Annotated in this window: 11 protein-coding genes; 6 read left to right on the plus strand and 5 right to left on the minus strand. The window is 73.2% G+C overall.

All coding sequences use genetic code 11. From position 1 onward, the window contains the following. Nucleotides 1-899: molybdopterin-dependent oxidoreductase (locus VGD85_RS13825; RefSeq protein WP_331064022.1), on the minus strand; the 899-nt coding region annotated here is incomplete at its 3' end. A gap of 13 nt (nucleotides 900-912) precedes the next feature. Between VGD85_RS13825 and VGD85_RS13830 the strand changes: the two genes are divergently transcribed. After that, nucleotides 913-1,374, plus strand: coding sequence for a MarR family transcriptional regulator (locus tag VGD85_RS13830; RefSeq protein WP_331064023.1), 462 nt, complete (start codon nucleotides 913-915; stop codon nucleotides 1,372-1,374). Here the strand turns inward: VGD85_RS13830 and VGD85_RS13835 are convergent. Further along, nucleotides 1,362-3,053 carry a SulP family inorganic anion transporter gene (locus tag VGD85_RS13835; RefSeq protein ID WP_331064024.1) on the minus strand — a complete coding sequence of 564 codons (1,692 nt, stop codon included), beginning with the start codon at nucleotides 3,051-3,053 and terminating at the stop codon, nucleotides 1,362-1,364. The two genes, VGD85_RS13830 and VGD85_RS13835, sit on opposite strands and share 13 nt — an antisense overlap. Next, complete coding sequence (locus tag VGD85_RS13840) at nucleotides 3,050-3,382, minus strand: ArsR/SmtB family transcription factor (RefSeq protein WP_296604898.1); 333 nt, start codon at nucleotides 3,380-3,382, stop codon at nucleotides 3,050-3,052. The genes VGD85_RS13835 and VGD85_RS13840 overlap by 4 nt, the downstream gene beginning before the upstream one ends. Nucleotides 3,383-3,535: 153 nt before the next feature. Here VGD85_RS13840 and VGD85_RS13845 point away from each other — a divergent pair, with 153 nt between their 5' ends. Continuing rightward, on the plus strand, nucleotides 3,536-5,389 hold the full coding sequence (locus VGD85_RS13845; protein ID WP_331064025.1) for a phosphoenolpyruvate carboxykinase (GTP): 1,854 nt from the start codon (nucleotides 3,536-3,538) through the stop codon (nucleotides 5,387-5,389). A gap of 54 nt (nucleotides 5,390-5,443) precedes the next feature. On the opposite strand, the gene VGD85_RS13850 is transcribed toward VGD85_RS13845, so the two are convergent. After that, nucleotides 5,444-5,593 (minus strand): hypothetical protein, encoded by a 150-nt coding sequence (locus VGD85_RS13850; protein WP_331064026.1) that lies wholly within the window; start codon nucleotides 5,591-5,593, stop codon nucleotides 5,444-5,446. 96 nt (nucleotides 5,594-5,689) lie between these two features. On the opposite strand from VGD85_RS13850, the gene galE reads away from it, so the two are divergent. Both galE and VGD85_RS13860 read left to right on the plus strand, forming a co-directional pair. Next, nucleotides 5,690-6,694, plus strand: a complete 1,005-nt coding sequence (gene galE, locus VGD85_RS13855) for a UDP-glucose 4-epimerase GalE (RefSeq protein ID WP_331064027.1) — start codon at nucleotides 5,690-5,692, stop codon at nucleotides 6,692-6,694. Further along, on the plus strand, nucleotides 6,694-7,479 hold the full coding sequence (locus VGD85_RS13860; RefSeq protein ID WP_331064028.1) for an N-acetylmuramoyl-L-alanine amidase: 786 nt from the start codon (nucleotides 6,694-6,696) through the stop codon (nucleotides 7,477-7,479). The genes galE and VGD85_RS13860 overlap by 1 nt, the downstream gene beginning before the upstream one ends. An 88-nt stretch (nucleotides 7,480-7,567) precedes the next feature. On the opposite strand, the gene VGD85_RS13865 is transcribed toward VGD85_RS13860, so the two are convergent. Then, nucleotides 7,568-8,191, minus strand: a complete 624-nt coding sequence (locus VGD85_RS13865) for a TetR/AcrR family transcriptional regulator (protein WP_331064029.1) — start codon at nucleotides 8,189-8,191, stop codon at nucleotides 7,568-7,570. A gap of 77 nt (nucleotides 8,192-8,268) precedes the next feature. Between VGD85_RS13865 and VGD85_RS13870 the strand changes: the two genes are divergently transcribed. Together VGD85_RS13870 and folP are read left to right on the plus strand one after the other, a co-directional pair. After that, nucleotides 8,269-9,123, plus strand: coding sequence for a glucosyl-3-phosphoglycerate synthase (locus tag VGD85_RS13870; RefSeq protein ID WP_331064030.1), 855 nt, complete (start codon nucleotides 8,269-8,271; stop codon nucleotides 9,121-9,123). Beyond that, on the plus strand, nucleotides 9,120-9,889 hold a 770-nt coding region (gene folP / locus VGD85_RS13875; protein ID WP_331064031.1), incomplete at its 3' end, for a dihydropteroate synthase. The genes VGD85_RS13870 and folP, both read left to right, overlap by 4 nt.

Consider the following 9,889-nt stretch of genomic DNA (forward strand, 5'->3'; position numbering starts at 1 on the left):
TCGTGCTCGAGCAGCTCGCGGGTCAGCGCGTTCATCAGCGCGAGGTTGGTGCCGACCCGCGGGGCGAGGTGCACGCCGCCGGTGGCCTCGGCCTCCGCGGCGACCGCGGTGCGCCGCGGGTCGACGCACACCACCCGCGGCGGGTCCTCGCCGCGGGTGCGGTCCAGGATCCGCGACCAGAGCACGGTCTGGGTCTCGGCCATGTTGTGGCCGTAGAGGAAGACCGCGTCGCAGTGCTCGATGTCGGCGTACGACCCCGGCTGGCCGTCGGCGCCGAACGACTCCTTCAGCGCGGCCGCGGCGGTGGCCGTGCAGAGCCGGGTGTTGCCGTCCATGTGCGGGGTGCCGAGCCCGGCCTTCCCGATCGCCGCGAGCGTGTAGTACTCCTCGAGGAACAGCTGGCCGCTGGTGTAGAACCCGTGGCTGAGCGGCCCCTTCTCCTCGAGCAGCTGCTTCGACCGGGCCACGATGCGGCCCATCGCGGTGTCCCAGTCGGTCTCGACCAGCTCGCCGCCCTCGCGGACCAGCGGCCGGGTGAGCCGGTCGGGCGAGTGCGACCACGGCGTACTGCCGTAGAGGCCCTTGGGCCCGAGCCGGCCGTGGTTGACCCGGTCGGTCGCGCGGCCGCGGACGCCGACCATCCGGCCGTCCTTGACGGCGATGTCGCAGCCGCAGCCGTTGCTGCACAGCAGGCACGCCGAGGAGACCCAGGAGTCCACCTGGTCCTCGGTCACGCCGTCCTCGAGGTGCAGGTCGACCCGGGTCGGCCAGTCGGTGCCGCGGCCGTGGGGGGTCCGCTCCCCCCAGACGTCACGCGTGCGGTCGGTGCGGGTGTCGGTCGTGGGAGAGGTCACGCCCTGCTCGGTGCCCCACACCGGCGGATATATGCGCTGGGGCATATATCGTCCCTCCATGGACGTCACCGACGAGCTGGCCGACGCGTTCGTGGACGCGAGCCGGGCCCTGGTCGGGCTCGCCGTGCACTCGGTCGGCGCGGCGCCGACGGAGGTGACCGTCGCCCAGTTCCGGCTGCTGGTGCTCGTGGCGGGCGCGGGGGAGCGGACCGTCGGCGACATCGCCGAGCACCTGGGCGTCAACCACTCCAACGCGAGCCGTCACTGCGACCGCCTCGAGCGGCTCGGCCTGCTGGCCCGGCGGCGGTCGCGCTCGGACGGCCGGGTGGTGCGGGTGCGGCTCACCGAGGCCGGTGCCGACGTGGTCGACCAGGTCACCCGGGCGCGCCGGGCCGACGTACGCCGGGTGCTGGCCCGGATGTCACCCGAGGAGGCGGCCGGCGCGCTCGCGGCCCTGCGGGCCTTCGGTCGGGCGGCCGGGGAGCTCGACGAGCCGCAGTGGACGGTTCACGCGTGGTGAGCCGCGTGCGCGTGATGCTCGCGGGCGACGTGCCGGCGGGCGTGGGCGATCGCCTCGGGGGTGGTCGCGAACGCGTGCTCGTCGGCGCCGAGCCGGTCGTGGACCCCGAGCTCGCGCAGCACCCGCTCGTGGCGCGGCTGCAGGCCCGAGAGCAGCACGGTGATGCCGCGCCCGCGCAGCCGGCCGATGGTGTCGGCGAGCACCGAGGCGCCGGTCGCGTCGATCGTCGAGACCCGCGACATCCGCAGCACCACCACCCGCACGTCGCTGACCTCGGACAGCTCGAGCAGGAAGTCGTGGGCCGCCGCGAAGAACAACGGCCCCTCCAGCCGGTAGGCCACGATGTGCTGGTCGAGCAGCCGGCGCTCCTCGTCGGCGTGGGTGGTGTCGTCGACCTCGACGCCGTCCTCCAGGGGCACCTCGTCCAGGTGCGCGGCGAGGGCGGTCTGGCGCAGCGCGAAGAAGCCCGCGACCACCAGCCCCACCAGCACGGCGGTCACCAGGTCGACGGCCACGGTCGCGATCGCGGTGACCGCGAGCACGGCCGCGTCGCCGCGGGTGGCGCGCAGCAGCGTCGTGACGCTGGAGACCCGGACCATCTGGACCGCGGTCGCGACCAGCACCCCGGCCAGCGCCGCGAGCGGGATCTCGCCGACCCAGCGGGCCGCGGCGAGCACCACCACGAGGAGTACGCCGGCGTGGGCGAGCGAGGCCAGCCGCGAGGTCGCGCCGGAGCGGACGTTGACGGCCGTGCGGGCGATCGCGGCGGTGGCCGGGATGCCGCCGAACAGCGGGGTGACGACGTTGGCCAGGCCCTGGCCGATCAGCTCGCGGTCGGGGTGGTGGCGCCGGCCGACGCTCATCCCGTCGGCGACGGTCGCCGAGAGCAGGCTCTCGAGCGCGGCGAGCGCGGCCACGGCGACCGCGGGCAGCACCAGCCCGCCGAGGTCGGCCAGCGGCACCGTCGGCACCGACGGCGCGGGCAGGCCCGAGGGGATGTCGCCGATCGGGTCGGCGCCCAGCCCGGCGGCGGAGTTGACGACGGTCGCGGTCACCACCGCGATCAGCGACCACGGCAGCCCGGGCCGCAGCCGCCCGGCCAGCACGATCCCGACCGCCACGCCGGCGGCCAGCCCCAGCGGGGCCCACGCCGGGTGGTCGGCCCAGTCCCGCACGGCGTGGAACGCCTGGGCCAGGACCTCCTCGCCCTCGGGCCGCACGCCGAGCGCGGCCGGCAGCTGCTGGAGCGCGATGATGGCCGCGATGCCGAGGGTGAAGCCCTCCACCACCGGCACCGGCACGTAGCGGATGAACCGACCCGCGCCGGCGTACCCCAGCACGAGGAGGACGACGCCCGCGAGCAGCCCGACGACCAGCACGCCGTCGGCGCCGTGCGTGGCGACGATCGGCACCAGCACGACGGTCATCGCGCCGGTCGGACCGCTGACCTGCACGCGGCTGCCGCCGAAGACCGCCGCGACCGCGCCGGCCACGATCGCGGTCACCAGGCCGGCGCCCGCGCCGAGACCCGAGCTGGCGCCGAAGCCGAGCGCGAGCGGCAGCGCGACCAGGCCGACCATCAGGCCGGCGGTCAGGTCGGCGCCGGGGTGGAACGGGCGCCAGTCGCCGGCGTGCGGGCGGAGCTCGGAGATCCTGGTCCGGATCGTCGCCCCGCTCACGAGGGCGTGCTGGCGAGCTCGGTGCCGAGCTCGCCCTGGACGGCGATCAGCCCCGAGAGGATCGTGCGGGCGGCCAACAGCAGGTCGCGCACCTCGGGCACGCTCACCGAGTACACGACCTCGCTGCCGGTGCGGTGCGAGACGACCATCGACGTACGCCGCAGCACCGCGAGCTGCTGGGAGAGGTTGCTCGGCTCGATCTCGATCTTCTCGAGCAGCTCGTGCACCGCGTGGTCGCGCTCCGAGAGCAGCTCGAGGATGCGGATGCGGGCCGGGTGGCCGAGCGTCTTGAAGAGCTCGGCCTTGGCCTGGTACAGGGGAACCCCCATGGTGTCTCGTCTCCCTCCCCCGGAGATCGTCGTCTCACGTGAAGATTACACAAGTTGCAAACTTCTTCAAGTCGTGTAGCGTCCGGGCGCAACGGGGATGCGAGCATGGCAACCAGTCGAGGACCCAGCAGAGACCAACGAAGGGCGAGGACCGTGGACAACCGTTCGGACAACGTGGTGGACCTGGAGAGCGTGCTGGACGAGGCGGGGCTGAAGAACGCGCAGGTACGCGAGTACGTCGCCCACTGGGCCGCGCTCACCGGCGCCGCCCGGGTCGAGGTCGTCGACGCCGCGGACGACGCCCGGCTGGTCCAGGAGGCGCTCGACGCCGGCGAGCTGCTGCCGGTCGGGGAGGGCTGCTACTACTCGCGCAGCTACCACCTCGACACCGCGCGCTCCGAGGAGCGCACGATCGTGGCCACCGGCAACCCCGAGGACAAGGGCACCTACAACAACTGGCGCCCGTCCTCGGAGATGAAGCCGCTGCTCGAGGGGCTGATGCGCGGCGCCTCGGCCGGCAAGACCATGTACGTCGTGCCCTACCTGATGGCACCGCCCGGCTCCCCGCTCGAGCGGTACGCCGCCGGCGTCGAGCTCACCGACTGCCGCACCGTCGCGCTGCACATGATCCGGATGGCGCGCGTCGGCGTACACCACATCAACGACCTGCAGGACCCCGGCAGCTTCGTGCGCGCCGTCCACGTCACCGGCGACCTGGAGAACCTCGGCCAGGGCACGCCCGAGGACCAGCGCTACTTCGTGACCGTCGCCGACGAGCGCACGATCCTGCACTACGGCTCGTCGTACGGCGGCAACGCGCTGCTCGGCAAGATCGCCCACGGGCTGCGCCAGGCGGCCTACGACGGCTGGCGGTCCGGCGAGTTCCTCGCCGAGCAGTTCATGCTGCTGGGCATCGTCGACAACGAGACCGGCGAGCGCTACCACGTCGCCGGCGGCTTCCCGAGCGCGTCGGGCAAGACCAACCTCGCGATGACGCTCGCGCCGGAGTCGCTGGGTGATCGCTACCGCGTCGAGTTCTACGGCGACGACATCACCTGGCTGTGGGTCGACCCGGCCGATGGCCGCCTGTACGGCATGAACCCGGAGTTCGGGGTCTTCGGCGTCGCCAAGGACACGAACGAGATCACGAACCCGACCGCGCTGCACTCCGTGCAGGACGGCAGCGGCGCGATCTTCACCAACGTCGCCTACAACGAGCTGACCCACGAGGTGTGGTGGGAGGGCCGCACGCCCCAGCCGCCCGCCGACCCGGCCGGCTGGCTGGACTGGAAGGGCCTGCCGATCGCCGAGCGCGAGCCCGGCGACGAGTCGCCGTGGGCGCACCCCAACAGCCGGTTCACCACCACGCTCGCGAACGTCCCCAACGTCGCGGAGGACTTCGAGGACCCGCGCGGCGTGCGGATCGACGCGATCATCTTCGGCGGCCGTACCCGCGACCGGGAGCCGCTGATCCGCGCGATCACCGACCTCCCCGAGGGCGTCTACGACGGCCTGACGCTCGGTGCGGAGGCGACGTTCGCCGCCGACGGCGTCGACGGCCAGCTGCGCTACGACCCGATGTCGATGCGGCCGTTCATGTCCTACCCGGAGGCGAAGTACGCCGCCCACTGGCTCGACGTCATCCGCCGCGCGAGCGACCAGCCGGTGTTCGCGCACGTCAACTGGTTCCAGCGCGACCCCGAGGACGGCCACTTCCTGTGGCCCGGCTACCGCGAGAACCTGCGCGCGCTGCTGTGGCTGGTGTGGCTCAAGGCCGGCAAGGTCACCGGCGTACCCAGCGCCGTCGGCGTGCTGCCCCAGGCCGAGGAGCTCCACCTCGACGACCTCGACCTCCCGCAGGCCGACCTCGAGCGGATCCTCACCGTCGACATCGACCGCTGGTGCCAGGAGATGGGCTTCCGCGAGGAGCACCTCCGGCAGTTCGACGGCCTGCCCGAGGAGATCTGGGAGGCCCACCGGCGGGTCGCCCGCGACCTGGGCTGCTGACCGGCGGGCGACCGCCGGCGGCAGGGGGGCACCCCGAGCGGCGCGGCGCGGTCCTCAGGCGACCGGGTCTTCCGGGGACCAGGTCGGGAGGAACGATCGCGCGCGCCAGGCCTCGGGGTGCAGCTCGATGACGTCGCACCACGTGGCAGCCGCGGTGAGCGGGTCCGGTACGTCGTGGACGGTGCGCCTCCACGCCTCCGGCATGGGCCTGGTCATATGACCTGTATCGGCGCCGGCGGGTCCTGACTGAGGTCGCGGCCGCTCCGGTCCAGACCGGTGCCGCCCTCTAGGCTGGGTGCCATGAAGGTTCTCGTCACCGGCGGCGCCGGCTACATCGGCTCGACCACTGCCAAGGCGCTCGAGGAGGCCGGCCACACGCCGGTGATCCTCGACTCGCTGCTCACCGGGCCGCTGGCGTTCGTGCGCGACCGGATCTTCTACGAGGGCGACATCGCCGACCGCGCGCTGCTGCGCCGGGTCTTCGAGGAGCACCCCGACATCGACGCGACCATCCACATGGCCGCGCGCATCGTCGTCCCAGAGTCGGTCGAGAAGCCCTACGAGTACTACCGCGACAACGTCGCGAAGTCCCTCGAGCTCTTCGACGAGCTCAACGCGCTCGGCAAGGGCCGGGTGCTGTTCTCCTCCTCGGCGTCGATCTACGCGCTCAAGGACGAGTTCGAGGTCTCCGAGGGCGACCGGCTCGAGCCGACCTCGCCGTACGCCCGCACCAAGCGGATGATGGAGGAGGTCCTCCAGGACATGTCCGCGGCCACGGGCCTGCGCGCGATCATCCTGCGCTACTTCAACCCGATCGGGTCCGACCCCGACCTCGAGTCCGGCATCTACGCCAAGGAGCCCTCGCACGTGCTCGGCCAGCTGGTGATGGCCGCCCGCGGGCAGAAGGACTCCTTCACGATCACCGGCACCGAGCACCCGACCCGCGACGGCACGGGCATCCGCGACTACATCCACGTCTGGGACCTGGCCCGCGCGCACGTCCGCGCCGTCGAGCGGTTCGACGAGGTCATCGCGGCCGCCGGCGCGCCCAGCGTCGTGATCAACGTCGGCACCGGCTCCGGGGTGACCGTGCGCGAGCTGGTGAAGTCGTTCGAGCACGTCTTCGGCTCGGAGGTGCCGATCACCGAGGCGCCGCCGCGGCCCGGTGACGCGGTCGGCGCGTTCGCCAACGTGGACCGGTCCCGGCAGCTGCTCGACTGGCGCACCGAGCTCTCGCTCGACGACGCGATCGCCTCCGCGCTGGCGTGGGGCGAGAAGCGCCAGGAGATCCTGGGCTACGAGTGATGCGGGCGCTGCGCCGGTGCGCCGGTGTGCTGGTGGCGGTCCTCCTGCTCGGGGGACCCGCCGGACCGGCGTACGCCGAGCGCACGGACGTGGCCACCCGCGCTGACGGCTCGGCCCGGCCGCTGGTGGGTCGGGTCGTCGTGCTCGACCCCGGCCACCAGCTCGGCAACCACAACTTCCCCCGCAAGATCAACCGCCTGGTCCCGGCGGGCGGGTTCAAGAAGGCGTGCAACACCACCGGGACCGCCACCAACGGCGGCTATCCGGAGGCGACGTTCGCGTGGCGGGTGACCCGGCTGGTGCAGGCGCGGCTCGAGCGGCTGGGGGCCAAGGTGTTGCTGACCCGGTCCGCGAACCGGCAGGACCGCTGGGGCCCGTGCATCGACGTCCGGGGCCGCGCCGGCAACCAGGTCGCCGCCGACCTCAAGATCAGCGTGCACGGCGACGGGTCCTACGCCGCCGGCGCCCACGGGTTCCACGTGATCGCCCCGGCCGACCGGCGGCCCTGGACCCACGACATCTGCCGCTCCTCGAGGCGGCTCGCCCTCGACACCCGCGCCGCGCTGCGCGCCCGGGGCGTGCCGGTGGCCAACTACGTCGCCGGCGGCGACGGCCTGGACCTCCGCTCCGACCTCGGCACCCTCAACCTCTCCGACGTCCCCACCGTGATGGTCGAGCTCGGCAACATGCGCGACCGCCGCGACGCCCACCGGATGACCACCGCCGCCGGCCGCGCCACCTACGCCCGCGCCCTCACCGCCGCCACCCGCCGCTACCTCCGCTGAGCCGCACGCACCTGACGTATCTGTCGCCCCAACCGCGTGCAGAGGACAGATACGTCTGGTGCGTGGCGAGGGCGTCCGGCAGGAGAGGTCAGGTGCGGGCGCCGTCGAGGATCAGGTCGACCAGGATCGAGGCGCGCTCGTCGATCTCCTCGTCGCTCAACGCGCGGCCCTCGAGGCGGAGGGTGAGGTTCTGGACGATCACCGAGCCGAAGATGCACTGGCCGATCGGGAACACCAGGCGGTCGCCGTCGAGCTCGCCGCGCTCGACCGCGCGGGCGCCCATCTGGACGGCGTAGTCGGCCAGCACGTCGGTCACCGCCTGGGTGAACCCACCCAGCGGCTCCGGGGCGCCGGCCGTGTCGACCACCACTCGCAGCGCGGCCCAGCCCGCCGGCTCGCGGTAGTGGTGGAACAGCTTGACGGCCAGCGCGTGCAGGTCGCCGCGCAGTGAGCCGGTGTCGACGTCCCCGAGGTCGCCGGTGTGCGTGCCGACCGCGTCGGTCAGCAGCGTGTCCTTGTCCTGCCAGCGCAGGTAGACCGTGGACTTCCCGACGCCCGCACGGCGTGCGACGCCGTCCATCGTGAAGCCGGACCAGCCGTGCTCGCCGTACTCCTCGAGCGCGGCGTCGATGATGCGTTGCTCCGCCCCGGGCGTGCGTGGCCGGCCGCGGCTCCGGCGAGGCTCCCCCGTGGCGCCCTGTGAGGTGGACATGACTGATTGAACATCACAACCGGGACAAAACGTGACGGATCGCCGATGGTCGCGTGGCGCTCGCTACGCTCGACCGTGTGTCGGCCTGGGGCGAGAGGAACACCCATCACTGGGACGACTGGACCCTCGCCGACCTGATGGGGGCCAAGTCGGGGCACACCGTGAGCCTGGTGGTCCCCGCCCGCAACGAGGCCGCGACCGTCGGCGACGTCGTCAGCCGGGTGCGCGAGGCGCTGGTCGACACGGTCGCGCTGCTCGACGAGATCGTGGTCATCGACTCCGACTCCACCGACGACACCTACGACGTCGCGACCGACGCCGGCGCCGTCGTCCACCGCGCCGCCGAGATCCGCCCCGACCTGGGCACCGTTCCCGGCAAGGGCGAGGCGATGTGGAAGGCGCAGTTCGTGACCACGGGCGACCTGCTGGTGTTCATGGACGCCGACCTGCTCGACTGGGACACCCACTTCGTGCCCGGCCTGCTCGGCCCGCTGCTCACCCGCCCGGAGGTCGCGCTGGTCAAGGGCTTCTACGAGCGGCCGATGGTCTCCGGCGACGCCGCGGTCCCGTTCGAGGGCGGCCGGGTCACCGAGCTGGTCGCCAGACCGCTGATCCGGCTGCTGTTCCCCGAGCTCGCCGGCCTGCACCAGCCGCTCGCGGGCGAGTGGGCCGTACGCCGCGAGCTGTTCGAGCGGCTCAGCGTCCCGACCGGGTACGCCGTGGAGCTCGCCGCCCTCGTCGACGCCCAGCGCGCCCGCGGGGTGGACGCGATCGCCCAGGTCGACCTCGGCACCCGCGCCCACCGGCACCAGTCGTTGCGCGACCTCAGCGGCATGGCCACCCAGATCCTGGCCGCGGCCCTGGCCCGGTCCGGCACCACCACCGCGGCCGGCCCGGCCGCGGAGCGGCCGCCGGCGGTGAGCGTCCGATGACCCCGCCGCCGATGCTGAGGCTGGGCCGGCACGCGTTCGCCGACGAGGCCACGCTGATGATGGCGATCGTCAACCGCACCCCCGACTCCTTCTACGACAAGGGCGCGACCTGGGCCGAGGACAAGGCCTTCGAACGGGTGGCGCTCGTGGTCGCCCAGGGCGCGGAGATCGTCGACATCGGCGGCATCAAGGCCGCGCCCGGCGTCGAGATCTCCGAGGCCGAGGAGAAGGCCCGCGTCGTCGACTTCGTGGCCCGCGTGCGCGAGGCGTTCCCCGACCTGGTGATCTCGGTCGATACCTGGCGCGCCGAGGTCGGCCGCGCGGTCTGCGCGGCCGGCGCCGACGTACTCAACGACGCCTGGGGAGGCGCCGACCCCGAGCTCGTCGACGCCGCCGCCGAGGGCGGCGCCGCGATCGTGTGCACCCACACCGGCGGCGTCACGCCCCGCACCCGCCCCTACCGCATCGAGTACGACGACGTGGTGGCCGCGGCCATCCACGACACCGTGGCCTACGCCGAGCGTGCGGTCGCCGCCGGCGTCGACCCGGCCTCGGTGGTGATCGACCCGGCCCACGACTTCGGCAAGAACACCTTCCACTCCCTCGAGGTCACCCGCCGGCTCGGCGAGATGGTCGCCACCGGCTACCCGGTGCTCGTGTCGCTGTCCAACAAGGACTTCGTCGGCGAGAGCCTCGACCTGCCCGTCGGCGAGCGGCTCACCGGCACCCTGGCCGCCACGGCCGTCTGCGCGCTCGCCGGGGCGCG

Origin of the sequence: Nocardioides sp., from assembly GCF_036401255.1 — a bacterium.
In the GTDB taxonomy this organism is placed as follows: domain Bacteria; phylum Actinomycetota; class Actinomycetes; order Propionibacteriales; family Nocardioidaceae; genus Nocardioides.

Excerpts from the sequence above, each read along its gene's own strand:
- VGD85_RS13830 (WP_331064023.1), top strand. The coding sequence starts at position 913 with ATGGACGTCACCGACGAGCTGGCCGACGCGTTCGTGGACGCGAGCCGG.
- VGD85_RS13840 (WP_296604898.1), bottom strand. The coding sequence starts at position 3,382 with ATGGGGGTTCCCCTGTACCAGGCCAAGGCCGAGCTCTTCAAGACGCTC.
- VGD85_RS13850 (WP_331064026.1), bottom strand. The coding sequence starts at position 5,593 with ATGCCGGAGGCGTGGAGGCGCACCGTCCACGACGTACCGGACCCGCTC.
- galE (WP_331064027.1), top strand. The coding sequence starts at position 5,690 with ATGAAGGTTCTCGTCACCGGCGGCGCCGGCTACATCGGCTCGACCACT.
- VGD85_RS13860 (WP_331064028.1), top strand. The coding sequence starts at position 6,694 with ATGCGGGCGCTGCGCCGGTGCGCCGGTGTGCTGGTGGCGGTCCTCCTG.
- VGD85_RS13865 (WP_331064029.1), bottom strand. The coding sequence starts at position 8,191 with ATGTCCACCTCACAGGGCGCCACGGGGGAGCCTCGCCGGAGCCGCGGC.